This is a genomic window from Micromonospora sp. NPDC050980 (assembly GCF_040653835.1).
In the GTDB taxonomy this organism is placed as follows: domain Bacteria; phylum Actinomycetota; class Actinomycetes; order Mycobacteriales; family Micromonosporaceae; genus Micromonospora.
In genome coordinates, this window is sequence record NZ_JBFAGS010000004.1 from 111,701 (window position 1) to 137,453 (window position 25,753).

The window sequence follows — 25,753 nt, forward strand, 5'->3', positions numbered from 1 at the left end:
TCAGTGGGCGTTGAGGTGGGCGAGCAGGTCCTGGCGGGTCAGGACGCCCTTCGGCTTGCCGTCGACCAGCACCAGCGCCGCGTCGGCCTTCTCCAGCAGCCCGACCGCCTCGCGGACCGGCTGCCCGCCGCCGATCATCGGCAGCGGCTCGCCCATGTGCCGCTCGATCGTGTCGTGCAGGTGGGCCTGGCCGGTGAAGAGCGCGTCGAGCAGGTCCCGCTCGGCGATCGAGCCGGCCACCTCGCCGGTCACCACCGGCGGCTCGGCCTTGAGCACCGGAAGCTGGGAGACGCCGTATTCCCGCATGTAGTCGATGGCGTCGCGGACCGTCTCGGTCGGGTGCACGTGCACCAGTTCGGGCAGGCCGCCCGGCTTGCCGGCCAGCGCGTCGGCCACGGTCGGCTCGGTGCCCGAGTCGTCCAGGAAGCCGTACCGGGCCATCCACCTGTCGTTGAAGATCTTCGACAGGTAGCCCCGGCCGCCGTCCGGCAGCAGCACCACTACCACGTCCTCCGGCCCGGCCTTGCGGGCCACCTCCAGCGCGCCCACCACGGCCATGCCGCAGGAGCCGCCGACCAGCAGGCCCTCCTCGCGGGCCAACCGGCGGGTCATCTCGAAGGACTGCTTGTCCGACACCTCGACGATCTCGTCGGCGATCGAACGGTCGTACGTCCCCGGCCAGAAGTCCTCACCGACGCCCTCGACCAGGTAGGGGCGGCCGGTGCCGCCGGAGTAGACCGAACCCTCCGGGTCCGCGCCGATGACCTTGACCCGGCCCTCGGACGCCTCCTTGAGGTAGCGGCCAATGCCGGAGATGGTGCCGCCGGTGCCGACGCCGGCGACGAAGTGGGTGATCTTGCCCGCGGTCTGCCGCCACAGCTCCGGGCCGGTGGTCTCGTAGTGCGAGCGCGGGTTCGCCGGGTTGCTGTACTGGTCGGGCTTCCACGCGCCGGGGATCTCGCGGGCCAGCCGGTCGGAGACGTTGTAGTACGAGCGCGGGTCCTCCGGCGCGACGGAGGTCGGGCAGACCACCACCTCGGCGCCGTACGCCCGCAGCACGTCCTGCTTGTCCTGGCTGACCTTGTCCGGGCAGACGAAGACGCAGCGGTAGCCCTTGAGCTGGGCCACCAGGGCCAGGCCGACGCCGGTGTTGCCGCTGGTCGGCTCCACGATCGTGCCGCCCGGCCCGAGGATGCCCGCCTTCTCGGCGTCCTCCACCATGCGCAGCGCGATCCGGTCCTTCACGGAGCCGCCCGGGTTGACGTATTCCACCTTCGCCAGCACCGTCGCCTGGATGCCTTCGGTCACGTTGCGCAGGCGGACCAGCGGGGTGTTGCCGATCAACTCGACGACGTTGTCGTAGTACTGCACCTCGTTGTGCCCTTCGTCGCGCCGCCGGCGTCTGCGGCGGCCGGTCAGCCGGTGTCGCCGCCCAGCGTACGTGTCGTCAGGGCGCAACCTGCCCCGGGATGACGGAGCTGCGACTCGCCTCCCACTGAAGGAACCGTTCGGTTTCGGCGAGCACGCTGCCGGCCAGCCAGGTGACCATTACCGCGTCGTCGGCCAGCCCGAAGATCGCCAGCGGGATCTCCGGCAGCAGGTCGATCGGGGACACCACGTACGCCGCGGCGCCGGCCATCAGCGCCAGCCGCAGCCCGCCGTCGTACTCCCCGCGGCCGGTGGCCCGGATCATCCGGGGCAGCGCCGCCAACCGGGTGCCGAGCGACGGCCCGCTGCGCGCCCCGGCCGCGAGTGCCCGGGCCAGCGCGGCGAACGCGGCGCTGCGCTTCAACGTCTTCCCCATGATTCCGCCCTTCTCCGCCGACCAGGGTGCGCCCCAGGGGCAAGCCCCCATGAGGTACCCAGAACGGCCACCGCCCAGCCACCCGATCACGACGGGCGGGGGTCGTACCGGCGCGATACTGTCGGTTCATGGGGGACGCTGGTTCCGTCGCGCCGGTCCGCTGGCAGCGCGCCTGGCGGATCGCCCGCCTCGCGGCGATCGGCACGGGCGCCACGGTGGCGGCCACGGCCGCCACCGGCGGGGTGCTGCTCGGCCAGGCCCGGCAGGCCCGCCGCACCATTCCGATGGCCGAGGCGCCGCCGCCGCGCTGCGACGGCGTCTACGGCGCCCGCCTCCCCGGGCCGCCGGTCACCATGGTCGTCCTGGGTGATTCCTCCGCCGCCGGTTACGGCGTGCACCGACGCCGCGAGACGCCCGGCTCGCTGCTGGCCACCGGGTTGTCCCGCCGCTTGCACCGGCCGGTGCGGCTGCACCGGTTCGCCGTGGTGGGCGCCCTGTCGGCCGGCCTGCGGCCACAGGTCGAGTCAGCGTTGGAGGTCGAGCCGGACGTCGCCGTGGTGCTGGTGGGCGGCAACGACGTCACCAACCGCACCCCGCCGGCGTTGGCCGTGCGCTATCTGGTCGACGCGGTCCGCACACTGCGCGCCGCCGGCTGCGAGGTGGTCGTCGGCACCTGCCCCGACCTGGGCACGATCCGGCCGATCCAGCCGCCGCTGCGGTGGCTGGCCCGGCGTTGGAGCCGCCAGTTGGCCGCCGCCCAGACGGTGGCCGTGGTGGAGGCGGGCGGCCGGACGGTCTCCCTGGGTGACCTGCTGGGGCCGCGGTTCGCCGCCGAGCCCGGCCGGATGTTCGCCTGGGACCGGTTTCACCCCTCTGCGGAGGGTTACGCCATGGCCGCGGCGGCGTTGCTGCCCACCGTGCTCTCCGCGCTGGGGGCGGCACCCGAACGCAGGCCTTCGCTGGCCGGGCTGGAAGGCGTACGGTCGCTTCCGGAGGCCGCCCACGCGGCGGCCCGGCACGCCGGTACGGAGGTCAGTGGCGCTCAACTGCGGGGGCGCGACCGCGGGCCCGGCGGGCGGTGGGCCCAGCTTCGCCGGCGGGCCCTCTTCGGCGTCGGCGCGGTGCCTCCGACCGGCACCGCCGCCGACCCGGCGACGCTGGAGGGAACGGCATGAGCGAGCACAGCGAGCGAATCGGCAGGCTCGGGGCGGTGCTGCCGGATGGCGGCACGGAGCGAAGCGGAGTGCCGGCATGAGCGGATCGGATGAGGCGGCCCGGTGGGGCCGGGCCGCGGCCCTGTCGCTGCTGGCCGGCACCGTGGGTGGCGCGGCGGTCCTGGCCGGCCAGGCCATCGCCGCCCGCAGCCGGGAATACGCGCAGCCCGAGCTGGGGCTGGTGCTGCGGGCCACGGTCGGCCGGGCCGACGCGCCGCCGCTGCGGCTGGTGCTGCTCGGCGACTCGTCGGCGCTCGGCGTGGGGGTGGACCGCTTCGAGGAGACCATCGGCGGCCAGCTCGCCCACCTGCTCGCCGACGGGCCGACCGGCCGGCGGGTGCACCTGTCCAGCGTGGGCGTCTCCGGGTCGCGGGCCACCGACCTCGCCACCCAGGTGGCCCGGGCGCTGCTCGGCGAGCGGCCCGACGTGGCGGTGGTGCTGATCGGGGCGAACGACGCCACCGCGCTGAGCCGCCCGGCCGACGCGGCGGCCTACCTCGGCTCGGCGGTCCGCCGGCTGCGGGAGGCCCACGTCGAGGTCGTCGTGGGCACCTGCCCCGACCTCGGCGCGGTGCGCGCGGTCGCCGCCCCGCTGCGCCAGGTGCTCGGCTGGTCCGGGCGGCGGATGGCGCGGGCGCAGACGGTGGCTGTGCTCGACGCCGGGGGCACCGTGGTCGACCTGGGCGCCGAGACCGGGCCGGTGTTCCGGGCCGACGCCGGCACGCTCTGCCGCGACGGCTTCCACCCGTCCGCCGACGGCTACCGGGTCTGGGCACACGCCCTGCTTCCGGCGGTGGAGGCCGCCGCCGCGGTGGCGTTCCGGCACCACCGCCGACCGCCCGCGGGGTGACATTTCCCGCCGGCGCGTGGCTTCCACGGAAAGTTACCCACGGGTTAACGTTGGTTCATGCCGATTGAGTCGCCCCGCGACGCCGTCATCGTCGCCACCGCCCGGTCCCCCATCGGCCGCGCGTTCAAGGGTTCCCTGCGCGAGGTCCGCCCGGACGACCTCGCCGCCACCATCGTCCAGGCCGCCCTCGACAAGGTTCCGGCGCTCGATCCGACCACCATCGACGACCTCTACCTCGGGTGCGGCCTGCCCGGCGGCGAGCAGGGCTTCAACATGGCCCGGGTGGTCGCCACCCTGCTGGGGCTGGACGGGCTGCCCGGCGCCACGCTGACCCGTTACTGCGCCTCCTCGTTGCAGACCACCCGGATGGCGATGCACGCGATCCGGGCCGGCGAGGGTGACGTGTTCGTCTCCGCCGGCGTGGAGATGGTCTCCCGGTATGCGCGGGGCAACTCGGACACCCTGCCACCGGAGGCGCAGGCGCTGGTCGGCGGCGGCTGGGAGAACCCGCGCTTCGCCGAGGCGCGGGAGCGGTCGAAGGCCCGCGCGCAGGGCGGCGCCGAGGTGTGGACCGACCCGCGGGAGTCCGGCCGGCTCCCGGACATCTACCTCGCCATGGGTCAGACCGCGGAAAACCTGGCCCAGGTCTACGACATCACCCGCGAGGACATGGACGCGTTCGGCGTACGCAGCCAGAACCTGGCCGAGAAGGCGATCGCGGACGGCTTCTGGGCCCGCGAGATCACCCCGGTCACCACGCCGGACGGCACCGTGGTCGGCGTCGACGACGGTCCGCGTCCCGGGGTCACCCTGGAGGCGGTGTCCGGCCTGAAGCCGGTGTTCCGTCCGGACGGCCGGATCACCGCCGGCAACTGCTGCCCGCTGAACGACGGCGCCGCCGCCGTGGTGATCATGAGCGCGGAGCGGGCGGGTGAGCTGGGGCTCACCCCGCTGGCCCGGATCGTCTCCACCGGCGTCACCGCGCTCTCCCCGGAGATCATGGGCCTCGGTCCGGTCGAGGCGTCGAAGCAGGCGCTCAAGCGCGCTGGCATGACCGTCGACGACGTCGACCTGGTCGAGATCAACGAGGCGTTCGCCGCCCAGGTGATCCCGTCGTACCGGCAGCTCGGCATCCCGGAGGAGAAGCTGAACGTGGCCGGCGGCGCGATCGCGGTCGGCCACCCGTTCGGCATGACCGGCGCCCGGATCACCGGCACCCTGCTCAACGCGCTGCAGTGGCACGACAAGACCATCGGTCTGGAGACCATGTGCGTCGGCGGCGGCCAGGGCATGGCCATGGTGCTCGAACGACTGAGCTGAGGCCGGTTCGCCACGGCGCGCGCCGGGTACCGGAACCCACATGGCGACCGTCGTGGAACGCGAGCGCAAGTTCTCCGGCGATGACGGGTTCCGGCTGCCCGACCTGACCGGGTGCGGTGGCGTCGTGACGGTGTCCGACGCCACCGCCTCGGATCTGGATGCCGTCTACTGGGACACCGACGACCTGCGGTTGCTGCGCAGCGGGCACGCGCTGCGGCGGCGTACCGGCGGGCACGACGCGGGCTGGCATCTGAAGGTGGGCGCCGTCGGGGGTGCCCGGGTCGAGCACCAGTTGCCGCCCGGGGCCACGGACGCCGGCCCGCCGCCCGAGCTGGCCGCGTTGATCCGGGCCGCGTCCCGGGGCCGGCCGGTGACGCCCGCCGCCCGGATCGTCAACAGCCGCCGGGAGCGGCGGCTGCTGGACGCGGACGGCCGGGTGCTGGCCGAGGTCGCCGAGGACGACGTCCGGTCCGAGGATCTGGTCGACGGTGTGGCGCGGACTTGGCACGAGATCGAAGTCGAGCTGGTCGACGGCGACGAGGCTCTGCTCGACGCGGTGGCCGCCCGGCTTGCCGACGCCGGCGCCCGGGAGGTGCCGGTCAGCAAGTCGCAGCGCGCCGTCGCCGGGCGTCTGGCCGGCTTCGACGACACCCCGCCAGCCGGCCCGGCCGGGCCGGTCATCGGGTACGCCCGGGCGCAGCGCGACGCGATCGTCGGCAACCACGCGGCGGCGTACCAGGGGGACGAGGACGCGGTGCACGACATGCGTGTCGCGGTCCGCCGGCTGCGGGCCACGCTGCGCACGTTCCGCGGCCTGTGGGACCGGCGGGAGAGCGAGGCGCTCCGGACCGAGCTGCGGTGGCTCGGCGGCGAGCTGGGGCGGGTACGCGACCTCCAGGTGATGGCCGCCCGGCTCGACGCGGCGGTGCACGACCTGCCGGCCGAGCTGGTGCTCGGCCCGGTCCCGGCGCGCGTCGGCGAGCGGTTCACCGCCGGCCTGGCCGAGGCGACCACCGCGCTGCGGGCGGCCCTGGACGGCGACCGCTACCCCGACCTGCTGATCCGCCTGGACCGGCTGGTCGACGGGCCGACCGGCGTGGTCGACCGCCGCTGGGTGAACCGCCGGATCCGGCGCGCGGTGCGCCGGGCCGACGACCGGCTGGACGCGGCGCTCGCCACCGGCGGGCCGACCGGGGACGTCGCGCTGCACGAGGCGCGCAAGAAGTACAAGGCGGCCCGCTACGCGATCGAGGTCCGCGAACCGTCCGCGGGCCGCCCGGCCGCCCGGCTGGTCAAGCGGCTCAAGGCGGTCCAGGACCTGCTCGGCACCCACCAGGACTCGGTGGTCACCCGGGAGGTGGTGCGCACGCAGGCCCTCCAGGCGTACGCCGAGGGCGAGAACACGTTCACCTACGGCCTGCTGCACGCTCGTCAGGCCGAGGCTGCCGGGCACGACCTGCCGGCGGTGCTGCGCGCCCGGGACCGGGCCCGGCGCCGCAAGGTACGCCGCTGGCTGCGGCGCTGACTCCGGCACCGCCGCCCGGCTCATGGGAATCCAGTCTCGAGGACTGCCATCCGCGCCGTCTTGACCAGGACACGCGCGGAAGGCCGCCGTGCTCGACGGTGTGCTTCCGCCCGCCTTTCGAGCTGACGTCGGAGACGACTCAGGCCATGCCTGCCCGACCGCCGGTCCGCCGGCCGGCCCGTCCGCCCGTCCGCCCGCCCAGCGCGCCCGCCGATCCGCCCGCCGATCCGCCCGCCGGCCCGTCCGCCCAGCGCGCCCGCCGATCCGCCCGCCGATCCGCCGGGCGGGCTGCCCGACGTGGCGCAGACCTCGTGAGCCCGACGGTCGGGCACCGTCGTTCGGGGTAGGCGTAGTCGCCCGGGCAACGCCGACCCCGGCCGGCCGATCGTGGACGCGGGCCGGCGGCGACGCGCGGCCGGGTGAGTCGTTGCTGATATCAGCTCTCAAGGCAGCCGTCAGGGTAGATCTGCCCGGGAGCCCGGGCGACCGGCCGGGCGAGCTCCGACGCTCGGTGCCCTCCGCTTCGGCGGCCGGTCGTCCGAATGGCCGACGACGGCACCACGTTCAGCAGTCCGACCCGCCGGTCGCCCTAGAGGGCGGCGCGGGTACGGGTCACCGCATCGACGGCGCCGGCCAGCACCGGCTCCGGCGGGGCGGCCAGGACCAGATCGGCGGCGACCACCCGGAGCTGGTCGGGCAGGGCAAGGTCGCTGGGCAGCCGGGGCACGTCCCGGCGGGGCTCGCCGGCCGCATCGGCGGCCAGGTTGGCGACCTCCTGGACGAGCTTGTGCACCAGGTCCGCCCGGGACACGTTGCCGCCCTCGGCCGGCGCCGACCAGCGCGGCTGCTGCCAGTGCCCGACCTGTCGGACCAGCAGGGTCACCGCCCGGTCCAGCTCCGCTGCGCTCATCGCCGCCGAGTCTACGGGGGAAACGGCGACGCCCGCCGCCGCGGGAGCGGCAGGCGGGCGGCGCGGGCGGGCGGGACCGTCAGTCGTCGCCCTGGAGGTAGCTGAGCAGTCGCAGGATCTCCAGGTAGAGCCAGACCAGGCCGACCACGATGCCGAACGCGGCGGTCCACGAGTAGCGCTGCGGAAGCCCCATCCGGACCCCCTCCTCGATCTGCGCGAAGTTGAGCACGAAGCTCAGCGACGCCACCACGATGCAGACCAGGCTGAAGCCGATCGCGAGCGGGCTACCGTCACGCAGGTGGGTGTTCACCCCGAACAGCGCGAGCACCAGGTTGACCAGCATGACGCCGAACAGGCCGGCGATGATCGCCACCATGATCCGGGCGAACTTCGGCGTGGCCCGGATGATCCGCGCCTTGTAGATCATCGCCATCAGGAAGAAGACGCCGAAGCTGGCCGCCACCGCCTGGAGCACGATGCCGTCGTAGTAGGCGTCGTACGTCTTGCTGACCATGCCGACGAAGACGCCCTCGACGATCGAGTACGCCACCACGAGCGCCGGGTTCGCCATCCGCGAGAACGAGATGATCAGGCCGAGAACCAGGCCGACCACCGCGGCGCCGATCCAGGCCGCGCCGGTCAGCGCATCCGGCACCAGCACCCAGGCCGCGGCGGCCGAGGCGCCGAGGATGGCGAGCATGAGGACCGTCTTGACGACCACGTCGTCGATGGTCATGGGGGTGACGGCGGGCGGAGCCACCGGCTGTCCGTAGCCGCCCGGGTAGGGCTGCTGCGGCGCATACTGCTGGGGGTATCCGGGCTGACCGTACGGCCCGGGCGGGGCGTACCCGGCCGCCCGCTCACGCTCGGCCGCCTGGCCGAGCCGGGCGAGCACCGGGTTCGTGGACTTCACTTCGCTGGCCTCCCTCAGGGGGTCGTTCGCACGTAGACGTGCGCCTCCAGGGTAGACGGGGCGACCACACCGCGTGCGGCGCGAAGCTGTGGGAAAGCTGAGAGTTCGGGTGCCCGGGGCGGGGGTCGAACCCGCACGCCTCTCGGCAGCCGCTTTTAAGGCGGCCGTGTCTGCCGTTCCACCACCCGGGCGGGTGACACCGGCGCGTCGAGCCGCGGCGGTGCAGATCTCACCGTAGCGGCTCGGCCGCGACACGGCGTACCCCGCCGGTCGCGGCCGTTATGGTCGAGGCCGTGACAAGCGCCGTCCGCACCGCATCCGGACCGGACAACGACCGGGTGGCCCGCCCGTCGGCGGTCACCCGGTGGGTGACGGCCGCCACCCGCCGGCACCGCGCCGACCTGCTGGCCGGGCTGCTGTTCGTGGCGCTCGCCGGCTGGCTCACCCACGGCCTGTGGCCGGCCCCGGGCACCCGGATGCTCGCCCTCAACCCCGCCGACCAGACGCTCTACGAGTGGTTCCTGGCGCTCGACGCACGGGCGCTGCGCGGCGACCTCGGCCTGGTCACCGACCGGCTCAACGCGCCCGACGGGGTCAACCTGATGGCCAACACCTCGGTCCTCGCGCTCGGCGTGCTGTTCGCCCCGGTGACCCTGGTGTTCGGGGCGCCGGTCACGTTCGCCCTGCTGGTCGCCGGCAACCTGGCCGGCACCGCGCTCGCCTGGTATCTGCTGTTCACCCGGACGCTGCGCGCCCGCCGGCTCGCCGCCGGCCTCGGCGCGGCCCTGTGCGGCTTCGGGCCGGGCATGGTCTCGCAGAGCAACGGCCACCCGCACATGACCGCCCAGTGGCTGGCCCCGGCGCTGGTCTGGCTGGTGGTCCGGCTGCTGCGCGCCGCCGACCCGGCGGGCCGGCCGGACGGCCCCGACCGCCGCCGGGTGACCTCCTCGGCGGTCGGGCTGGCCGCCACCGTCACCCTCGGCGTCTTCGTCGGCGAGGAGGTGCTCTTCCTCACCGCGCTCACCCTGGCGGTGCTGGCCGTCGGATACGGGCTGGCCGACCGCGACCTGGCCCGTCGGGCGCTGCCCGGATTCGCCGGCGGGCTGCTCTGCGCCGCCGGGCTGGCGCTGCTGCTGCTGGCGTACCCGCTCCGGGTCCAGTTCGCCGGCCCGCTGGGCGTCGCGGACGGGATATTTCCCGCGGCCTACTTCTCCGCCGACCTGACCGGCTGGACCCGGCTGTCCGCGCTGACGGTCCTCGGCAGCCCGGACGCGGTGCGGCTGACCAGCGGTCCGGCCGAGTTCACCACGTTCCTGGGCTGGCCGCTGCTGCTGGTGGCGGCCGGCTGCGCCCTCTGGTCGCGACGGCGACCGCTGGTGCGCGCCGCCGTGGCGGGGGCGCTGGTGACGGCCGCGCTCGCGCTCGGCCCCGAGGTCGTGGTCGGCGGGGTGCGGACCGGCGTGCCCGGCCCGTACGCGCTGCTGGACGGGCTGCCGGTGGTGGACGGCGCATTGCCGACCCGCTTCGCCCTGGCGGTGCCGCCGCTGGTCGGCACCGTGCTCACGCTCGCCGTGCACCGGGCGCTGCGCGAGCCGGGCCCGGCCCGCCGGCTGGTGCCGTTCGCGGTCGGCGTGGCGCTGCTCACCGTCTTCCCGACGCCGCTGCCCACCATCGACCGGCCGCCGCTGCCCGAGTTCGTCACCGGTGGTCACTGGCGGCAGTGCGTACGCCCCGGCGGGGTGCTGGTGCCGGTGCCCACGGCCACCCCGCAGCAGCCCGGGCCGATGCGCTGGGCCACCGCCGCCGGGGTCGAGTTCGGCATGCCGGAAGGCTTCTTCATCGGCCCGTACGGCCCCGGCGGCACGGCGACCATGGGCACCTGGCAACGGCCCACCTCGGCCCTGCTCGCCGACGTGGCCCGGCTGGGGGTGGCGCCGACGATCGGCGACCGGCAGCGCCACCAGGCCGCCCTCGACGTCGACGCCTGGGGCGCGTCCTGCGTGGCGCTGGCCGACGACGCCCCGCACGCGGAACCCCTGCGCCGGACGCTGGAGGCGCTCCTCGGGCCCGGGACCCGGGTCGCCGACGCGTGGACCTGGCGCTTCTGACCCGGGCGGGACGGGCCCCTCGTCGGACGGCTCAGACGCGCGCCGCGCCGACCGGGGCGGACGCCTCGGAGAACTCCTCACGCGGGTCGTGCAACTGGCCCAGGGCGACCACCTCACGCTTGAGGAAGAACGCCAGCGACCAGTCGACCACCACCCGGACCTTGCGGTTGAACGAGGGGATCCGCGACATGTGGTACGTCCGGTGCATGAACCACGCCGGCCAGCCGGTCATCTTGATGCCGTAGACCTGCGCCACCCCCTTGTGCAGGCCGAGGCTGGCGACGCTGCCGGCGTGCTTGTGTTTGTAGTCGACCGGCTCCCGCCCGCGGACCACGTTCACGATGTTGTCGGCCATCCGGGCCGCCTGCCGCACCGCGTGCTGCGCGCTCGGCGAGCAGAAGTTGCCCGGCTCCTTGGTCAGGTCCGGCACCGCGGCGCAGTCACCGGCGCTCCACGCGCCCTCGACCACCCGGTCGCCGTCCACGATCTGCAGCGTCGGCCGGCAGGTGACCCGGCGCCGCTCGTCGCGGGGGAAGTCGGTGGCGTCCAGCATCGGCGACGGCTTCACGCCGGCGGTCCAGACGATGGTGTCGGAGGGGAAGCTGTCGCCGTCGGAGAGTCTGACCACCCCGTCGACGCAGGACTCCAACCGGGTGTCCAGGCGGATGTCCATGTTCCGCTTCATCAGCTCCTGCACCGTGTAGGCGCCCATGTCCCGATCGACCTCGGGCAGCACCCGCTGGGTCGCCTCGACCAGCACCCAGCGCATCTCCTCCGGCGTCAACTCCGGGTAGTAGCGCAGCGCGTCGCGGGCCATGTCCTCCATCTCGGCGAGCGCCTCGATGCCGGCGTAGCCACCGCCGACGAAGGTGAACGTCAGCGCGCGGCGGCGGACCTCCGGGTCGGTCGTGGCAGCCGCCACGTCGAGCCGGTCCAGCACGTGGTTGCGCAGGAAGATGGCCTCACCGATGGTCTTGAACCCGATGCCGTTCTCGTGCAGGCCGGGGATCGGCAGGGTGCGGGACACCGAGCCGGGCGCGACCACCACGTGGTCGTACGGGATCTCCCGGGCCGGGCCGCTGATCGGCTGCACCACTGCGGTCTTCCGGTCGTGGTCGATCCGGGTGACCGTGCCGGCCACCACCGTGCACTTGCGCAACTCCCGCCGCAGCGGCACCACAGCGTGCCGCGGGGAGATGTTGCCGGCCGAAGCCTCCGGGAGGAACGGCTGGTACGTCATGTGCGGCTGGGGGTCGACGACGACCACCTCGGCCTCACGGGAGCTCAGCTTCTTGGACAGGCGCAGAGCGGCGTACAGGCCAACGTGCCCGGCACCCACGACAAGGATCCGCTTCGGATTCACGTCATCCATCTTTCCCCGGGCGGCTCCGGTAATACCGCGCGAGACCCCCTTCTGTGACGGAGCACAACCGGTGTGACCTGCGCAACGCCACCTGACGTCCCGTCATCTGCGACGCCGCAGCCACCCCAACAGCGCGCTCAGCCCCACCGCGACCAGCAGCCCCGCCACCGTCACCGCCTGCGAGCCGTCGGTCCCGCCGACCCCGCCCAGCCAGGCCAGCACGATGCCCAGCACGGCGCTGGCCAGCACCACCCCGCCCGCGCGGGCCAGCCACCGCAACACCAGGTCCGGATCGATCAGCCCGTCGTAGGGCAGCAGCGCGGCGAGCGCGCAGAGGGTGTGCGCCAGATAGAGCAGCGTGGCCACCGCGAGCAGCCGCCACAGCGCCGGCGGCCGGTCGTAGCCGAGCGTGGCCAGCAGCCAGCCGGCGACCGTCGCCAGCGCGGCGAACGTCGGCCAGATCCGGCGCGGCCCGACCGCCGGCGCCACCGCGGCCACCGCCAGGGCCAGCAGCGCACGCGGGGCCAGCACCTGCACCGGGTACGCGAGCAGCAGGCCGGCCAGCACGACCAGGAAGATGCCGCCGCGCACCAGCAGCGGCAGCGCGCTGACCCGGGCGGCCTGATAGCGCAGCCCCCGAACCCGCTCCACCACACTGTTCATCGGGCCCCCACCCTGGGCGCCGTGGCCAGGCGGGACACGTCGCGCAGCACCTCGTCCAGGCTGCCCGCGCCGGCCCAGCGCACCACCGGCACCCCGTGCTCCCGGAGCTGGCCGATCATCGTGTCCCGGTCCAGCCGCCACAGCCGGTACGCCACCTCGGCCCACCCCCGGTCCTTCGGCACCGGCAGCTCGGCCGGCAGCGTGTCCACCGCGACCACGAACCGCCCGCCGCGGGCCAACCGGGCCAGCATCTGCGCCGAACGCTCGTCCAGCAGCGGGGTGAGCACCACCACCAGCGCGTCCGAGGAGAGCACCTGCGGGCCGAAGACCTGGTCGTACGGCTCGTGCGGGGAGGAGTCGGCCTGCACGTCCAGCAGCCACTCCAGCACCGTGACGTACTGCCGGCGACCGGTGGCCGGGCGTAGCCGCCGAGCGGCCGGGCCGTACTCCAGCAGCGCCACCCGGTCACCCCGGTGCAGGTAGTGCTCGGCGATCGCGGCGGCGGCCCGGACGGTGGTGTCGAGCACCGACGCCGGCCCGCGTACGCCGCCGGAGCGGCCCGCCTCGGCCAGCACGTCCAGCAACACCACCACCTCGGCGTCCCGGTCGGAGAGGGTGGCCGCGACATGCAGTTGACGGGCCCGCAACGACACCCGCCAGTCGATGCGGCGCAGCCGGTCGCCGGGCGCGAAGACGCGCACCCCGGCCAGTTCGCCGCCCTCCCCCGGCCGCCGCGACCGGTGGCCGCCGACCAGGCCGGCGGCCCGGGGCATCGCCTCCACCGCGTCGAACGGCTCGGTACGCGGATAGACCCGGGCCCGGATCGAGTCGGTGATCACGGCCCGGGACACCAGCAGCCCGTCGGCGACAGCGACCCGGACGCCGGCCGGGCCGAACGGGTGCCGGCCCCAGCGCAACGCGGTGCCGGTCAGTTCCAGGTCGACGGCGCTGCCCCGGGGCACCGAGGTGACGAACGGCCGGTCCGCGCCGCCGGAGCGGCTCACGTCCAGCCCGGCGCCGCCGAAGCCGACCTGCTCCACCCGCAGCCAGTGCGACATCCGGGTCCGGACCACCGCCACGTCGTACCCGATCTGGTCCGGGTTGGTGACCGCCACGGTGGCGGCCATCGGCGCGCCCTCGACCAGGTGGGTGTCGGCGACGGCCAACTCCAGTTCCGGCTGGCCGGTCGGCCGGCGGCGCAACCCGTACGCGGTGCCGAGCGCGAACGGCGTCGCCAGCACCACCAGGTCGATCCGGCCGAGCAGCACCGCCGCGACGATCAGCACGCCGGTGAGCAGCACGGCCCGGCCGAGCGCCCAGGTGGGCGCCCAGCCGCCCGCCGGCTCGGTCCCCGCGTCCATCAGCGCCCGGCGGCGTAGCTGGGCAGCGCGCCACTGGCCGGCGCCGGCGTCGAGTCGAGCACCTCGCCGACCACGAACGACGGGTCCACCCGGCGCAGCCACATCTCCGGCCGCAGCGTGACCCGGTGCGCCAGCGCGGGCGCCGCCACCGCCTTCACGTCCTCCGGCACCACGTAGTCACGGTTGGCGAGCACCGCCCGCACCCGGGACAGCAGCAGCAGCGCCAGCGAACCGCGCGGCGACGCGCCGACCAGCACGGACGGGTGCTCGCGGGTGGCCGCGGTGAGCGCCACGATGTAGCGGCCGATCGAGTCCTCGACGACCACGTCCTCCAGCGCGGCCTGCATGGCGCGCACCGTGCCGGCGTCCACCACCGGCTCGATCTCGGCCTCCTCACGGCGGCGGGAGATCCGCCGGCGCAGCACCTCCCACTCCTCGTCGTGGTCGGGGTAGCCGAACGAGACGCGCAGCAGGAACCGGTCGAGCTGCGCCTCGGGCAGCGGATAGGTGCCCTCGTACTCGATCGGGTTGGCGGTGGCGAGCACGTGGAACGGCTCGTCCAGCCGGTAGGTCACGCCCTCCACCGACACCTGCTTCTCCTGCATCGCCTCCAGCAGCGCCGACTGGGTCTTCGGCGGCGTCCGGTTGATCTCGTCGGCGAGCAGCAGGTTGGTGAAGAGCGGGCCGGCCCGGAAGGAGAAGTCGCCGCTGCGCTGGTCGTAGAGGAAGGAGCCGGTGACGTCGGCGGGCAGCAGGTCCGGGGTGAATTGGAGCCGGCGGAAGTCCAGCCCGAGCGCCTGCGCGAAGGACCGCGCGGTGAGCGTCTTGCCCAGGCCGGGCAGGTCCTCCAGCAGCACGTGGCCCCCGGCCAGGATGCCGGACAGCACCAGCTCCAGCGCCTCGCGCTTGCCGACCACGACGGTGCCGACCGCGTCCAGGACGGCCCGGGCGAGCCGGCCCACCTCGGCGGGGGGCATGCTCCGGTCCACGTCGTTCATCAGAGTTTCTCCAGTTCGGCGACGATCGCCGCGAGGTCGCGCGGCGACGGGGGTCGGCGGGCGGGGGTGCCGAGGAACGTCCACAGCGGTTCGCCCAGCAGGGCGCGGGCCCGCGCCGGGTCGGACTCGCGGGTCACGCCGTGGCGCTGGCGCAGCCGCTCGTCGGCCAGCTCACCGAGGCGGGGCAGCACCTGCTCGGTGAACCGTTCCCGGTCGTCGGCGCACCAGTCCAGCGGCCGTTCCCAGCCGTTGATGGCGGTCCGCAGCGCGTCCCGGGCGGACCAGTTCCAGGTGCCGGGCTCCTCACCGGTGAAGGTCCGGGCGCCGGCGCGCGGCGGCGGCGGGGGCGAGAGCGCGGCGGTGACCCGGCGTACGGCGAGCACGGCGAGCACGCCCGCCACGATGATCCAAATCGGCACCCGCAGGCCGACGGCGCGCAGGCCGACCAGGATCACCGCCACGACGGCGGCGGTCACCAGCACGGTCCGCAGCATCCCCCGCGACCGGCCGGGGGACGGTCGTCCGGCCCCGCCGGTGGGCTCCTCGCCGGAGCCGAGCAGGTCGTCGATGCTGGTGCTCATGCGGGGCCGGCCTCTCCCGCCGCCACGGTCGTCAGTTCGCCGCGCAGCCGGCGCAGCGCCGCCCGGGCCTGGTCGCGGGTGCGTTCGTCGACCGGGTGGGTGGCGTAGCGGGCCTCCCGGTAGACGTGCGCGAACCCGTCCAGCACGTCGGCGCTGACGATCGCCGGGATGCCCGCCTCGGGGTCGCCGCGCAGCAGCCGGCTGACCAGTTCGGTGGGGGTGTCACCGGTCTGCCGGGGCACCCCGGCGTCCTCGGCTGCCTCCTCCAGCCGGACCCAGCAGGCGATCACCGCGGTGCGCGGGTCGGTGGCCCGGTCGTCGAGTTCCTCCAGCCCGGCGTCCAGGGCGGCCACCACCTCGCGGGCGGTGCCCTCGGCGGTCCGCCGGGCACGCCGCACCGGCACCGCCCTCGTGGTCCGGCGCAGCGCGCCGCGCACCACGTTGACCAGGACGTAGCCGACGGCACCCAGGACGACCGCGGAGAGCAGCGCCACGGCGGCGGTGCCCAGCCAGTCGGGCACACCGCCCGACGTGGACTCACCGGCCTCCCGCGGTTCGACGGGTATCGACGGCGGCGCCTCGGAGGGATAGTCCGGGACGTAGGGGACGGTGTCCGCCGCGGGCGGGATCCGGCTGGCCCCGATGGCGGAGTGACCGGCGGCGAACGCGGCGACCGCGAGCAGCGTCGCCACCGCGGCGACCGGCCACCATCTGCGCAGCACGCCGTAGACCATCCCACCGCCTCAGGTGTTCCTCAGTCCACCCCGGCCAGGTGTTTCGCCCGGGTGAACACGTCGTCCAACATCGCCGGTGTGAGTCGGCCGGTGAACGTGTTCTGCTGGCTGACGTGATAGCAGCCGAGCAACGCCGGCACGGACTCGCCGGACCAGTGTGCCCCATGGCCGAACGCCGGTCGCGGTGTGGGCGGGCGTCGTCCGTACACCTGGCGGAGCACCGGCCACCACGCGGCCCAGGCGAACGCGCCCAGCGCGACCACGACGCGCAGGGTGGGACGGACCAGTTCGACCTCGCGGTGCACCCACGGCGCGCAGGTGTCCCGCTCGGCCGGGGTGGGTTTGTTGTCCGGCGGCGCGCAGCGCACGGCGGCGAAGACCCGGGTGTCCCGCAGCGTCAGGCCGTCGCCGGCGGCGACGCTCGTCGGCTGGTTGGCGAGCCCGGCCCGGTGCAACGCGGCGAACAGCACGTCGCCGGAGCGGTCCCCGGTGAAGACCCGGCCGGTCCGGTTGCCGCCGTGCGCGGCCGGCGCCAGGCCGAGGATCGCGATCCGCGCGTCCGGCGGGCCGAAGCCCGGCACCGGGCGCCCCCAGTAGTGCTGGTCGCGGAACGCGGCCCGCTTGACCCGGGCCACCTCCTCCCGCCACGCGACCAGGCGCGGGCAGGCGAAACAGTCGCTGACCGCGCCGTCGAGGTCGGCCAGGCCGGTCGCCCGCGCCGCGCGGGCGACCACGTCCGCCGGGGTACGCGACTCAGCCAAGCTTGGCCCGGAACAGTTCCAGGGTGCGGGCCCACGCGGTGGCGGCGGCCCGCTGGTCGAAGTGCTCCGGCCGGTCCTCGTTGAAGAACGCGTGCGCGGTGCCCGGGTAGTCGAACGTCTGGCAGGTGCCGCCGGCGGCCTCGATGGACCGGCTGACGCTCTGCACCCCGTCGGCGGCGGAGAGCCCGTCCGCCTCGGAGCAGTGGATGAGCGCCGCCTTGCCGGCGTAGCCGGCCCAGTCGGCGTGGTCCGCCGCGCTGGCGCCGCCGGGGTGGCCCGCCGCGCCGGTGGGCATGCCCTGCCAGGGCAGGCGCGGATAGAAGCCGGCGGTGGCGACGATCCGCTCGGAGCGCGTGCCGGACCACAGGGCCAGGCTGGCGCCCGCGCAGAACCCGGCGCAGCCCACCTTGCCGGCGACCTCGGGCCGGTCGGCCAGGTATTCGGCGGCGGCGGCGATGTCGCTGGCCGCCTCGTCCATCTGGGCGCTGTTCAGCATCTGCCGGGGCTCGGTCGGCTTGACGGCCGGCCCGCCGTGCCGGAAGTCGGGCGCGAGGGCGACGAAGCCGGCCTCGGCGAAGCGGTCGACCACCGCCTGGATGTGCGGCACCAGGCCCCACCAGTCCTGGATGACGATGACCGCCGGGCTGGCCACACCGCCGGAGGGTATCGCGAGATACCCCTCGCTCGTCCCTCCGTTGCCGGTGAAGCTCACCATCTCGCCCATGGGCCCGTCCTCCTTGCGGTCAGTCAACGTTGGCTGGTCGCACAGTTGGCTGTTACGTGCCGGTAGCGTGCCATGCGCTCACCGGCCCGGGGAAGACGGAAGAACAGTGGCATTCACCTCCTACGGACCGACCGGCCGGGCGGCCTTCCGCGTCCGTGGCGGAGTGCACGGAGACGCCGGTCGAGCTGACGTCGTCGACGACTCAGCTCGACCGGCGTGGGCTCGCGGACGCCCGGGGCGGACCGACCGGCGTGGCCGGGCTCAGCGCGCCGGCGTCGGCGCCGTTGTCTCCGGCGCGGCGGTCGCGGCCGGCGGGCCGGTCGCGGTGGGCGCGGGCGAGCCGCTCGCCGTGGGTGCGCCGGCGCCAGTGGGTGCGCCGGTGGCCGTGGGTGCGGGTGCCGCCGGCACCGGTGGACCGAACGGGGCCAGTTGCGGGCAGTACGGGTAGGCGTTGCGCGGCGCGGGCACGGCGCCTGACGTGTCAATGCAGTTGGGGAAGCCGAGCCGGATCGGCACGCCGTTCTGGTCGAAGAGTTGGGCGTCGCGGATCAGCCGGCCCTGCTGGTCGTAGACGAAGACGTCCTCGACCCGGTCCAACCGGCTGCCCACCGACGCCTCCCGGTAGGCGGTCGTCAAGTCGGAACTGGCGTTGCGGTGCACGTCGACGAGCACCGACATGGAGAAGACCACCAGCACGGCGGTGCCCACCAGGTGCAGTCGTCTCGGCCAGCCGGTGAAGCCGTCGGAGCGACGGCCGAGCCACAGCGACGCGACGACTGCGACGCCCAGCAGCACCAGCCCGCCCGCTGCGCTGCCCTCGAACCGGGGCAGCAGGCCGGACCGGTCACTGTCCGTCATGGCCCCGACGAGCAACGCCGCCAGCCAGGCGCGCAGCAGCCACCAGGCCGGGCGCAGCGAGCGGAGGAAGTCGGCCACCCGGGCGTGCCCGAACAGCGGGCCGAGCTGGCGGTCGAGCAGGCGTACCTGGGTGGCGGCCCGGTCCCGCGCGGCGGCCAGCCGGCGCAGGCGGGCCGGTCGACGTCCCGGCTCCGCGCCGGCCACGGTCCGCAGCTCCGCCGCGTACGCCTCCGGCGGGCCGAGCCGGTCGACGAGCGCGCCGTCGCCCTCGGCGGCCACCTCGGCGAGGTGTTCCGGAAGGTCCTCGGTCAACTCGTCCCGCAGCGCCGGCGGGAGGTCGGCGAGCGCGGCCCGCACCCGGTCGACGTAGTCCGTGATCTCCTGCCCCGTGACGGTCATGCCGCCATCCCCCGATCGTCGAGCAGTGCGTCCATGGTGGTGGCGAACGAGCGCCAGGTCTTGCCGGAGCGGGTGAGCTGGTCGCGCCCGGAGGCGTTCAGCGCGTAGTACTTGCGGTGCGGCCCGGACTCGCTGGGCACTACGTAGGTGGTGAGCAGGCCGGCGGCGAAGAGCCGGCGCAGGGTGCCGTAGACCGAGGCGTCGCCGACCTCGGTCAGGCCGGCCTCGCGCAGCCGGCGGAGGATGTCGTAGCCGTAGCCGTCGGAGTCCTTCAGCACGGCGAGCACGGCCAGGTCGAGGACACCCTTGAGAAGCTGCGTAGTATCCACGCTCCACACACTAGTACGCATTGCGTAATACCGTCAACAACGCCATACCATTTGGTCGAACTCCTTGATCACCGGAGCGGCGGGCGGGCGGTCCACCCGACGAAACGGTCGAACAGTTCCTGCGGGTTCGGGTTCTGTCGCAGCAGGTCTGCGGTGGCGTCGAACAGGCAGGTCGCCATGTAGATCGACAGGGCCACGCGGTCGCACCGGTAGTCCATCAGCAACAACAGTCGGGCCGGCTGGCACGGCCATGGGCCCGCGCACACCCGGCACAGCCAGCGCGGTCGCATCGGCACGTGCGGCCGGACGGCCCGGCGACCGCGATCGGGTACGGGAGAGATTTTCGGCGCTCTCATCCCCCGATCGCGTCGCGCGCTGTTGACTTCGTCAATAGTCTCCGTAGGCGTGTCGGAGATCCGGGCGATGCTCGGCAACGTGTCGCGCCAACGCGCCTCCGTGATCGCCAATCAGCGCAACTTCCCCGAACCGATCGCCGTGCTCGCGATGGGCAAGGTGTGGCGGAAGTCGGACGTCGAGAAGTGGGTACGGGAGCACCGGCCGGACCTGCCGTCCGACTGAACCACCCGAGATCTTGGAGCGAAACGGCCTCTGGAGGGGCGCTCAGCTTCCAAGATCTCCCCCATTCCCGGCATGCAGAAACCCTGCCCACCCAATGGGAGCCTTCCCGGTCCAGCCCGGCGATCATGAGGTGACCGGTGCTGGGCGTCCGGTTTGTCGCCGCCAAGTTCATGATCGACGAGGCGGTGCGGGGCACGGCGGTCAGGCGTTCTGCGGCTAGTCAGACGTAGAGCTTGCGGAGTTCGCGAGCCACGTCGGGAACCTCAGTCATCGTGCCGCTGGCGACCGACATCACGAAGGCCTCGGCCTGGTCGACGTCGACATCCTGGATCGACACCTCGTTGAGGGCCAGGAAGACGCGCAACGCCGCCCAGGCGAGCCGCTTGTTGCCGTCGATCAGCGCGTGGTTCATGCAGACCGAGTGCAGCAACGCGGCGGCCTTGCTCCAGAGATCCGGATACGCCTCTTGGCCGAACACCACGGTGGCCGGGCGGACCACCGCCGACGACAGCAGACCGAAGTCACGAACCTCCGGCGTCTCTCCCAGGACGATTGAGGCGATCTCCACGAGGTCGTCGACCTCAAGATAGTGGATCACTCGGCCAGTCTCCGCAGCAGTTCGGCATCACGCTCGGCAACCTCTCGCGCGAGATCTCGCACGCGAGCTTGGCGACTGCGCGCCGAAACGTACTCCTCCACGGCGACGACGATGGTGGCATTCATCGAACGGTGTTCCTGCTCGGCGAGATCTTTCAACCGTTCGTGCAGCCCGTCGGGAAGATTGACAGTAGTGACCATATGGAAATCATACCGGCCGTAGGCAGGGGCAGAACCCGTCCGAGGAGGCTACGCGAGGGTCCAGGCGATGCCGTCGAGGATGTCGTGCTCGGAGGCGACCACCGACGGCATGCCGGCCCGCTCCATGATCACCCGCAGCACCAGCGCGCCCGCGCCGATCACGTCGGCCCGGCCGGGGTGCATCACCGGCTCGGCCAGCCGCTGCTCCCGGGTGGCGCCGAGCAGGTAGGCGGTCACCGAAGCCACCCGCTCGTACGGGACGCGGGCGTGGTGGATGCGGCTCGGGTCGTACTCCCGGAGCCCTTCGGCCAGGGCGACCACGGTGGTGACCGAACCGGCGAGCCCGACCAGCGTGGCGGCCTCCCGGCCGGGCACGGCGGCCAGCGCCCGGTCCACCGCCGCCGCGATGTCCGCCTCGGCGGCGGCGACCTGCGCCGAGGTCGGGGGGTCGCCGTGCAGGTGCCGTTCGGTCATCCGGACGCAGCCGATGTCCACCGAGACCGCCCCGCGCACCCCGGCCTCCCGGGTGCCGACCACGAACTCGGTCGAGCCGCCGCCGATGTCGACCACCAGGTACGGCGGTTCGGCGTCGGCGGGCAGGCCGCGCACCGCCCCGGTGAACGACAGCCGGGCCTCCTCGTCGCCGGTCACCACCTCCGGCGGCACGCCCAGGGTCCGCTCCACCATGGCCCGGAAGTCGCCGGCGTTCGAAGCGTCACGCGAGGCCGAGGTGGCGCACATCCGCACCCGGTCGACTCCGGTCCTCTCGATCTCCGCCGCGTAGTCGGCGAGCGCCACCCGGGTCCGCTCGATCGCCTCCGGCGCGAGCCTGCCGGTCCGGTCGACGCCCTGACCCAGCCGCACGATCTCCATCCGCCGGCTGACGTCCACCAGCGGCGCCGACGACCCGGCGGACTCCTCCGGCAGGTCGGCGATCAGCAGTCGGATCGAGTTGGTCCCGCAGTCGATGGCAGCCACACGCGCGCTCACGCCGCCACCCTACGGCCCGGCCGGCTCACAGGCGCAGCAGCATCCGGGTGTTGCCGAGCGTGTTGGGCTTCACCCGCTCCAGATCGAGGAACTCGGCGACACCCTCGTCATAGGAGCGCAGGAGCTGCTCGTAGACCGGCTGCGGCACCGGGGCGCCGTCGATCTCGCGGAAGCCGAACGCGCCAAAGAACCCGGTCTCGAACGTCAGCACGAAGATCCGGGCGACGCCCAGCTCGCGTGCCGCGTCGATCAGCTCGGCGACGATCCGGTGCCCCAACCGGTGCCCCCGGCAGGACGGGTCGACCGCCACCGTCCGGATCTCGGCCAGGTCCTCCCACATCACGTGCAGCGCGCCGCAGCCGACCACCGCGCCGTCCGGCGTCACCGCGACCCGGAACTCCTGCACGTCCTCGTAGAGCGTCACGGTGGCCTTGCTGAGCAGCCGCCGGTCGTCGGTGTAGGTGTCCACCAGCCGGCGGATGCCGCGCACGTCGGCGGTCCGGGCGCGGCGGACCACGACCTGGTCGACGGTGGTCATCTCACTCCCCGGCGGGCACGTCCACGCAGGGGCCGGCGGCCCACCACTTCTCCACCAGCGCCAGCGTCTCGTCGCCGAACGGGTTCACCCCCGCGCCGGCGGCCAGCGCGTGGCCGAGATGCACGTGCAGGCACTTCACCCGGCCGGGCATCCCCCCGGCCGAGACACCGGCGATCTCCGGCACCTCGCCGATCGCGTCGCGGCGGGCCAGGTAGTCGACGTGCGCGGCCCGGTAACGGGCGGCCAGCTCCGGGTCCTCGGCGAGCCGGTCGGCCATCTCCTTCATCAGCCCGGCCGACTCCAGCCGGCTGCACGCCGCGGTCGCCCGCGGGCAGGTCAGGTAGAACAGCGTCGGGAACGGCGTGCCGTCGGCCAGGCGGGGCGTCGTCTCCACCACGTCGGGCAGGCCGCAGGGGCACCGGTGGGCCACCGCCCGGGTGCCGCGCGGCGGGCGTCCGAGCTGGGCGGCCACCGCGGCCAGGTCGGCCTCGGTGGCCGGCTGGCGCTCCGGCGGGGGTACGGAGTCCGCCGCCGGATCCTGCGGTGGTACGACGCTCACGGGTTGTGCCTCTCGAAATAACAACTCACTTGTCGGGGCGCTCGGCGTTGGCCGCCTGCACGCTCGACCACAGGGTGTCGTACCAGGGCTCGGGCGCGCTCGGCGCCCCCGGCTTCGCGCCCCGGCCGGCGTCCTTGGCCGCGCCCTCCGGGTCCCGCAGCACCACGAGCGCCGTCTCACCGGGCCGGACCATGAAGAAGCGCTCCCGGGCCTTGGTCTCGACGTAGGCGTCGTCCTTCCACTTGGCCGCCTCGGCGGTCAGGCGCTCGATCAGCCGCCGTTGCTCGGCCTGGGACGCCTCCATCCGCTCGATGTCGGCCTGCTGGTCCAGATAGACCCGGACCGGGTAGGTGTAGGCCAGGGCGAGCGCGATCAGCACCGCGAACAGCACTGTGGCACGGCCGGTGAAGCGCCGGGGTTGGGGTGCGGTGAGCCGCCTGACCGGGCCGCCGGCCGCGCCGCGCCGGGCCGCGCCCGGACGGTTCGCGGAGCGTACGCCCTCGGTGGCGCGGGACGCGCCGGGCGACCGCCCGGCGGCGCGCGGCTGCGCGCGGACACCGCCGTCGCGGGCGGTGGACCGGGCACCGCCCACCCGGCCGGCCTGACCCGGCCGACGGGCGGGCCGCTGGCCACCCGGTGTGCGGCGCTGCTGCATCGTCACACCCCTCCCCCTCAGCGCCGGCCTCAGGCCGAACGGTAACGCGGGAACGCGCCGGCGCCGGCGTACCGCGCCGCGTCGGCCAACTCCTCCTCGATCCGCAGGAGCTGGTTGTACTTGGCCACCCGGTCGGAGCGGGCCGGCGCGCCGGTCTTGATCTGACCGCAGCCGGTGGCGACCGCCAGGTCGGCGATGGTGGTGTCCTCGGTCTCGCCGGACCGGTGGCTCATCATGCACCGGAAGCCGGCCCGGTGGGCCAGGTCGACGGCGTCCAGCGTCTCGGTGAGCGAGCCGATCTGGTTGACCTTGACCAGCACCGCGTTGGCGGCCCGCTCGGCGATGCCCCGGGCGATGCGCTGCGGGTTGGTCACGAACAGGTCGTCGCCGACGATCTGGATCCGGTCGCCGAGCGCGGCGGTCAGCGTGGCCCAGCCGCTCCAGTCGTCCTCGGCCAGCGGGTCCTCGATCGAGACGATCGGGTAGTCGCCGGCGAGCTTGGTGTAGTAGTTGCTCATCTCCTCGGCGCTCTTCGCGCTGCCCTCGAACGTGTAGCTGCCGTTGTCGAAGAACTCGGTGGCGGCCACGTCGAGCGCGAACACGATGTCGGTGCCGAGCCGGTAGCCGGCCTTCTCCACCGCCTCGGCGATCAGGTCCAGCGCGGCGGCGTTGGTGGGCAGGTTCGGCGCGAAGCCGCCCTCGTCGCCGAGGCCTGTCGACAGGTCCTTCTTCTTCAGCACCGACTTCAGCGCGTGGTAGACCTCGGCGCCGGAGCGGACCGCGTCCCGGAACGTCGGCGCGCCGATCGGCGCGATCATGAACTCCTGGATGTCGACGTTCGAGTCGGCGTGCGCGCCGCCGTTGAGGATGTTCATCATCGGCACCGGGAGCAGGTGCGCGTTGGGGCCACCCAGGTAGCGGAAGAGGCTCAGCTCGGCGCTGCCGGCGGCGGCCTTCGCCACGGCCAGCGAGACGCCGAGGATGGCGTTGGCGCCCAGCTCGCCCTTGTTGTCCGAGCCGTCGATGTCGATCATCTTCTGGTCGATCAGCCGCTGCTCGCTGGCCTCGTAGCCGATGAGCTGGTCGACGATCCGGTCCTCGATGTTGGCGACGGCCTTCTCGACACCCTTGCCCAGGTAGCGGTCCTTGTCGCCGTCGCGCAGCTCGACCGCCTCGAACGCGCCGGTGGAGGCGCCGGACGGCACCGCGGCGCGGGCGATCGTGCCGTCGTCGAGCCCGACCTCGACCTCGACCGTCGGGTTGCCCCGCGAGTCCAGGATCTCCCGGGCGACAATTCCCTCGATGGTTGCCACTGAGTCGCTCCTCGTTTGTGTGTTCCGGTCCGGTTCGGGCCGCGACGGTGCGGCTGAGGCAGGTGTTGAACGCAGCGTATCGGTCCCCGCTCCTCCGCATGCCGGTCGGGGCGGGCCCCCGGCGTCGAATGAGACGGACATTCCCGGTTTACCGGTCGTCAACCGGCAACCGGTTTGCGAGAGGTTGCGTCGATCGACAAGGCTGGGCATCATGCCTGCCGCCTCGACGACTCGCCGCGTGCTCGCCGCCTCGATCATCGCGTCGCTCTCGGTCACCGGCTGCCAGACCCTGGACGACGCGGGCGTGGCGCTCGGGCGGGCCGATCTGGTCAACGACCTCGCCGCGCGGATGGACCAGGCGCTGGAACAGACCTGGGCCGCCGACTACCAGCTCGCCGGCGGCCAGACCGCCTCGATCGCCCAGACCGTCAAGCCGCTGCGCTCCACCTACACCTGGCCCGGCGGCAGGATCACGGTGACCCAGGAGGCGGTGACCCGGTGCGCGAGCACCTCCGCCCGCACCTCCTGCACGGTGTCCCCGCCGGTGCTCACCGCCGGCAAGCCGTCGGTGGTCGTCTACGACGAGGCCCGCAAGCAGGGCCTGGTCACCCCGCCCGCGGTGATCCGGCTGCTCACCGACGCGGCGCTGGAGCCCGACGCGGTCATCACCCAGGCCGACACCACCCTCGCCGGGCACCACGCCACCTGCGTGGACGTCGCCAACGCCGGGGAGCGTTTCGCCACCTGCGTGACGAACGAGGGGGTGCTGGGCAGCTTCACCGGCACGCTCGACGGCAAGGCCGCCGAGGTCACCCTGAGTCGCTACACCGAGACGGTCGAACCCGCCACGTTCGACGTGCCGGCCGGCGCCGGCGTGGTGGACCGGCGCACGAAGACGTCCTGACG

The 25,753-nt window shown here is 74.0% G+C and carries 29 protein-coding genes and 1 tRNA gene; 7 read left to right on the top strand and 23 right to left on the bottom strand.

The window, feature by feature from the left end:
• Positions 1 to 1,371 carry a cystathionine beta-synthase gene (locus tag AB0H28_RS08840; protein WP_358036148.1) on the bottom strand — a complete coding sequence of 457 codons (1,371 nt, stop codon included), beginning with the start codon at positions 1,369 to 1,371 and terminating at the stop codon, positions 1 to 3.
• Between the two features lie 76 nt (positions 1,372 to 1,447).
• Complete coding sequence (locus AB0H28_RS08845) at positions 1,448 to 1,804, bottom strand: YkvA family protein (RefSeq protein WP_358036150.1); 357 nt, start codon at positions 1,802 to 1,804, stop codon at positions 1,448 to 1,450.
• Between the two features lie 128 nt (positions 1,805 to 1,932).
• Between AB0H28_RS08845 and AB0H28_RS08850 the strand changes: the two genes are divergently transcribed.
• The 4 genes from AB0H28_RS08850 (at position 1,933) to AB0H28_RS08865 (ending at position 6,713) form a co-directional block, all read left to right on the top strand.
• Positions 1,933 to 2,979 carry an SGNH/GDSL hydrolase family protein gene (locus AB0H28_RS08850; protein WP_358036152.1) on the top strand — a complete coding sequence of 349 codons (1,047 nt, stop codon included), beginning with the start codon at positions 1,933 to 1,935 and terminating at the stop codon, positions 2,977 to 2,979.
• Positions 2,980 to 3,055: 76 nt separating this feature from the next.
• Positions 3,056 to 3,868, top strand: coding sequence for an SGNH/GDSL hydrolase family protein (locus AB0H28_RS08855; RefSeq protein ID WP_358036154.1), 813 nt, complete (start codon positions 3,056 to 3,058; stop codon positions 3,866 to 3,868).
• Between the two features lie 57 nt (positions 3,869 to 3,925).
• Complete coding sequence (locus AB0H28_RS08860; RefSeq protein WP_358036156.1) at positions 3,926 to 5,188, top strand: acetyl-CoA C-acetyltransferase; 1,263 nt, start codon at positions 3,926 to 3,928, stop codon at positions 5,186 to 5,188.
• A 40-nt stretch (positions 5,189 to 5,228) separates the two neighbouring features.
• Entirely contained in the window at positions 5,229 to 6,713 is a 1,485-nt protein-coding gene (locus AB0H28_RS08865) for a CYTH and CHAD domain-containing protein (RefSeq protein ID WP_358036158.1), read from the top strand.
• Between the two features lie 589 nt (positions 6,714 to 7,302).
• On the opposite strand, the gene AB0H28_RS08870 is transcribed toward AB0H28_RS08865, so the two are convergent.
• From AB0H28_RS08870 to AB0H28_RS08880, 3 genes are all read right to left on the bottom strand, one after another.
• Positions 7,303 to 7,623, bottom strand: a complete 321-nt coding sequence (locus tag AB0H28_RS08870; RefSeq protein ID WP_358036160.1) for a hypothetical protein — start codon at positions 7,621 to 7,623, stop codon at positions 7,303 to 7,305.
• 79 nt (positions 7,624 to 7,702) lie between these two features.
• Positions 7,703 to 8,536 carry a Bax inhibitor-1/YccA family protein gene (locus AB0H28_RS08875; RefSeq protein WP_358036162.1) on the bottom strand — a complete coding sequence of 278 codons (834 nt, stop codon included), beginning with the start codon at positions 8,534 to 8,536 and terminating at the stop codon, positions 7,703 to 7,705.
• Positions 8,537 to 8,646: 110 nt separating this feature from the next.
• Positions 8,647 to 8,727, bottom strand: a tRNA-Leu gene (locus AB0H28_RS08880).
• A gap of 90 nt (positions 8,728 to 8,817) precedes the next feature.
• On the opposite strand from AB0H28_RS08880, the gene AB0H28_RS08885 reads away from it, so the two are divergent.
• The gene (locus AB0H28_RS08885) at positions 8,818 to 10,644 is read left to right on the top strand and encodes a hypothetical protein (RefSeq protein WP_358036164.1); all 1,827 of its coding nucleotides are present in this window, start codon (positions 8,818 to 8,820) and stop codon (positions 10,642 to 10,644) included.
• Positions 10,645 to 10,675: 31 nt separating this feature from the next.
• On the opposite strand, the gene AB0H28_RS08890 is transcribed toward AB0H28_RS08885, so the two are convergent.
• From AB0H28_RS08890 to AB0H28_RS08940, 11 genes are all read right to left on the bottom strand, one after another.
• Positions 10,676 to 12,007 carry an NAD(P)/FAD-dependent oxidoreductase gene (locus AB0H28_RS08890; RefSeq protein ID WP_358036166.1) on the bottom strand — a complete coding sequence of 444 codons (1,332 nt, stop codon included), beginning with the start codon at positions 12,005 to 12,007 and terminating at the stop codon, positions 10,676 to 10,678.
• A 102-nt stretch (positions 12,008 to 12,109) separates the two neighbouring features.
• Positions 12,110 to 12,670 (bottom strand): hypothetical protein, encoded by a 561-nt coding sequence (locus AB0H28_RS08895; protein WP_358036168.1) that lies wholly within the window; start codon positions 12,668 to 12,670, stop codon positions 12,110 to 12,112.
• Positions 12,667 to 14,031: a DUF58 domain-containing protein gene (locus AB0H28_RS08900; protein WP_358036170.1), complete on the bottom strand. Its 1,365-nt coding sequence runs from the start codon at positions 14,029 to 14,031 to the stop codon at positions 12,667 to 12,669. Before AB0H28_RS08900 ends, AB0H28_RS08895 begins: the two co-directional genes overlap by 4 nt.
• On the bottom strand, positions 14,031 to 15,029 hold the full coding sequence (locus AB0H28_RS08905) for a MoxR family ATPase (RefSeq protein WP_358036172.1): 999 nt from the start codon (positions 15,027 to 15,029) through the stop codon (positions 14,031 to 14,033). The genes AB0H28_RS08900 and AB0H28_RS08905 overlap by 1 nt, the downstream gene beginning before the upstream one ends.
• On the bottom strand, positions 15,029 to 15,610 hold the full coding sequence (locus AB0H28_RS08910) for a hypothetical protein (RefSeq protein WP_358036174.1): 582 nt from the start codon (positions 15,608 to 15,610) through the stop codon (positions 15,029 to 15,031). Before AB0H28_RS08910 ends, AB0H28_RS08905 begins: the two co-directional genes overlap by 1 nt.
• Positions 15,607 to 16,344: a DUF4129 domain-containing protein gene (locus AB0H28_RS08915; RefSeq protein WP_358036176.1), complete on the bottom strand. Its 738-nt coding sequence runs from the start codon at positions 16,342 to 16,344 to the stop codon at positions 15,607 to 15,609. The genes AB0H28_RS08910 and AB0H28_RS08915 overlap by 4 nt, the downstream gene beginning before the upstream one ends.
• A gap of 20 nt (positions 16,345 to 16,364) precedes the next feature.
• Entirely contained in the window at positions 16,365 to 17,078 is a 714-nt protein-coding gene (locus AB0H28_RS08920) for a uracil-DNA glycosylase (protein ID WP_358036609.1), read from the bottom strand.
• 19 nt (positions 17,079 to 17,097) lie between these two features.
• Complete coding sequence (locus tag AB0H28_RS08925) at positions 17,098 to 17,829, bottom strand: dienelactone hydrolase family protein (RefSeq protein ID WP_358036178.1); 732 nt, start codon at positions 17,827 to 17,829, stop codon at positions 17,098 to 17,100.
• A gap of 261 nt (positions 17,830 to 18,090) precedes the next feature.
• Positions 18,091 to 19,086 (bottom strand): hypothetical protein, encoded by a 996-nt coding sequence (locus AB0H28_RS08930; RefSeq protein WP_358036180.1) that lies wholly within the window; start codon positions 19,084 to 19,086, stop codon positions 18,091 to 18,093.
• Complete coding sequence (locus tag AB0H28_RS08935) at positions 19,083 to 19,415, bottom strand: PadR family transcriptional regulator (protein WP_358036182.1); 333 nt, start codon at positions 19,413 to 19,415, stop codon at positions 19,083 to 19,085. Before AB0H28_RS08935 ends, AB0H28_RS08930 begins: the two co-directional genes overlap by 4 nt.
• A 68-nt stretch (positions 19,416 to 19,483) precedes the next feature.
• The gene (locus AB0H28_RS08940; RefSeq protein ID WP_358036184.1) at positions 19,484 to 19,633 is read right to left on the bottom strand and encodes a hypothetical protein; all 150 of its coding nucleotides are present in this window, start codon (positions 19,631 to 19,633) and stop codon (positions 19,484 to 19,486) included.
• A gap of 187 nt (positions 19,634 to 19,820) precedes the next feature.
• Here AB0H28_RS08940 and AB0H28_RS08945 point away from each other — a divergent pair, with 187 nt between their 5' ends.
• Positions 19,821 to 19,994, top strand: coding sequence for a hypothetical protein (locus AB0H28_RS08945; RefSeq protein ID WP_358036645.1), 174 nt, complete (start codon positions 19,821 to 19,823; stop codon positions 19,992 to 19,994).
• A 220-nt stretch (positions 19,995 to 20,214) separates the two neighbouring features.
• Here AB0H28_RS08945 and AB0H28_RS08950 read toward each other — a convergent pair whose 3' ends face one another.
• From AB0H28_RS08950 to eno, 7 genes are read right to left on the bottom strand one after another with little or no spacing between them, the layout of a single operon-like run.
• On the bottom strand, positions 20,215 to 20,592 hold the full coding sequence (locus tag AB0H28_RS08950) for a Fic family protein (protein ID WP_358036186.1): 378 nt from the start codon (positions 20,590 to 20,592) through the stop codon (positions 20,215 to 20,217).
• Positions 20,589 to 20,792: an Arc family DNA-binding protein gene (locus AB0H28_RS08955; RefSeq protein WP_278107718.1), complete on the bottom strand. Its 204-nt coding sequence runs from the start codon at positions 20,790 to 20,792 to the stop codon at positions 20,589 to 20,591. Before AB0H28_RS08955 ends, AB0H28_RS08950 begins: the two co-directional genes overlap by 4 nt.
• A 48-nt stretch (positions 20,793 to 20,840) precedes the next feature.
• On the bottom strand, positions 20,841 to 21,770 hold the full coding sequence (locus AB0H28_RS08960) for a Ppx/GppA phosphatase family protein (protein WP_358036611.1): 930 nt from the start codon (positions 21,768 to 21,770) through the stop codon (positions 20,841 to 20,843).
• 37 nt (positions 21,771 to 21,807) lie between these two features.
• Positions 21,808 to 22,320, bottom strand: coding sequence for an amino-acid N-acetyltransferase (locus AB0H28_RS08965; RefSeq protein ID WP_358036188.1), 513 nt, complete (start codon positions 22,318 to 22,320; stop codon positions 21,808 to 21,810).
• 1 nt (position 22,321) lies between these two features.
• Entirely contained in the window at positions 22,322 to 22,879 is a 558-nt protein-coding gene (locus AB0H28_RS08970) for a DUF501 domain-containing protein (RefSeq protein ID WP_358036190.1), read from the bottom strand.
• Positions 22,880 to 22,904: 25 nt separating this feature from the next.
• On the bottom strand, positions 22,905 to 23,534 hold the full coding sequence (locus AB0H28_RS08975; protein WP_358036613.1) for a septum formation initiator family protein: 630 nt from the start codon (positions 23,532 to 23,534) through the stop codon (positions 22,905 to 22,907).
• A gap of 29 nt (positions 23,535 to 23,563) precedes the next feature.
• Entirely contained in the window at positions 23,564 to 24,847 is a 1,284-nt protein-coding gene (eno, locus tag AB0H28_RS08980) for a phosphopyruvate hydratase (protein WP_358036192.1), read from the bottom strand.
• Positions 24,848 to 25,058: 211 nt separating this feature from the next.
• Here eno and AB0H28_RS08985 point away from each other — a divergent pair, with 211 nt between their 5' ends.
• Complete coding sequence (locus tag AB0H28_RS08985; protein WP_358036194.1) at positions 25,059 to 25,751, top strand: hypothetical protein; 693 nt, start codon at positions 25,059 to 25,061, stop codon at positions 25,749 to 25,751.
• The last annotated feature ends 2 nt before the right edge of the window (positions 25,752 to 25,753 follow it).

What these genes read in the sequence shown, in the direction of transcription:
- AB0H28_RS08845 (WP_358036150.1), bottom strand. Translation starts at nt 1,804, where the DNA reads ATGGGGAAGACGTTGAAGCGCAGCGCCGCGTTCGCCGCGCTGGCCCGG.
- AB0H28_RS08850 (WP_358036152.1), top strand. Translation starts at nt 1,933, where the DNA reads ATGGGGGACGCTGGTTCCGTCGCGCCGGTCCGCTGGCAGCGCGCCTGG.
- AB0H28_RS08855 (WP_358036154.1), top strand. Translation starts at nt 3,056, where the DNA reads ATGAGCGGATCGGATGAGGCGGCCCGGTGGGGCCGGGCCGCGGCCCTG.
- AB0H28_RS08860 (WP_358036156.1), top strand. Translation starts at nt 3,926, where the DNA reads ATGCCGATTGAGTCGCCCCGCGACGCCGTCATCGTCGCCACCGCCCGG.
- AB0H28_RS08865 (WP_358036158.1), top strand. Translation starts at nt 5,229, where the DNA reads ATGGCGACCGTCGTGGAACGCGAGCGCAAGTTCTCCGGCGATGACGGG.
- AB0H28_RS08870 (WP_358036160.1), bottom strand. Translation starts at nt 7,623, where the DNA reads ATGAGCGCAGCGGAGCTGGACCGGGCGGTGACCCTGCTGGTCCGACAG.
- AB0H28_RS08885 (WP_358036164.1), top strand. Translation starts at nt 8,818, where the DNA reads ATGGTCGAGGCCGTGACAAGCGCCGTCCGCACCGCATCCGGACCGGAC.
- AB0H28_RS08895 (WP_358036168.1), bottom strand. Translation starts at nt 12,670, where the DNA reads ATGAACAGTGTGGTGGAGCGGGTTCGGGGGCTGCGCTATCAGGCCGCC.
- AB0H28_RS08900 (WP_358036170.1), bottom strand. Translation starts at nt 14,031, where the DNA reads ATGGACGCGGGGACCGAGCCGGCGGGCGGCTGGGCGCCCACCTGGGCG.
- AB0H28_RS08905 (WP_358036172.1), bottom strand. Translation starts at nt 15,029, where the DNA reads ATGAACGACGTGGACCGGAGCATGCCCCCCGCCGAGGTGGGCCGGCTC.
- AB0H28_RS08910 (WP_358036174.1), bottom strand. Translation starts at nt 15,610, where the DNA reads ATGAGCACCAGCATCGACGACCTGCTCGGCTCCGGCGAGGAGCCCACC.
- AB0H28_RS08915 (WP_358036176.1), bottom strand. Translation starts at nt 16,344, where the DNA reads ATGGTCTACGGCGTGCTGCGCAGATGGTGGCCGGTCGCCGCGGTGGCG.
- AB0H28_RS08925 (WP_358036178.1), bottom strand. Translation starts at nt 17,829, where the DNA reads ATGGGCGAGATGGTGAGCTTCACCGGCAACGGAGGGACGAGCGAGGGG.
- AB0H28_RS08930 (WP_358036180.1), bottom strand. Translation starts at nt 19,086, where the DNA reads ATGACCGTCACGGGGCAGGAGATCACGGACTACGTCGACCGGGTGCGG.
- AB0H28_RS08940 (WP_358036184.1), bottom strand. Translation starts at nt 19,633, where the DNA reads ATGGACTACCGGTGCGACCGCGTGGCCCTGTCGATCTACATGGCGACC.
- AB0H28_RS08955 (WP_278107718.1), bottom strand. Translation starts at nt 20,792, where the DNA reads ATGGTCACTACTGTCAATCTTCCCGACGGGCTGCACGAACGGTTGAAA.
- AB0H28_RS08965 (WP_358036188.1), bottom strand. Translation starts at nt 22,320, where the DNA reads ATGACCACCGTCGACCAGGTCGTGGTCCGCCGCGCCCGGACCGCCGAC.
- AB0H28_RS08975 (WP_358036613.1), bottom strand. Translation starts at nt 23,534, where the DNA reads ATGCAGCAGCGCCGCACACCGGGTGGCCAGCGGCCCGCCCGTCGGCCG.
- AB0H28_RS08985 (WP_358036194.1), top strand. Translation starts at nt 25,059, where the DNA reads ATGCCTGCCGCCTCGACGACTCGCCGCGTGCTCGCCGCCTCGATCATC.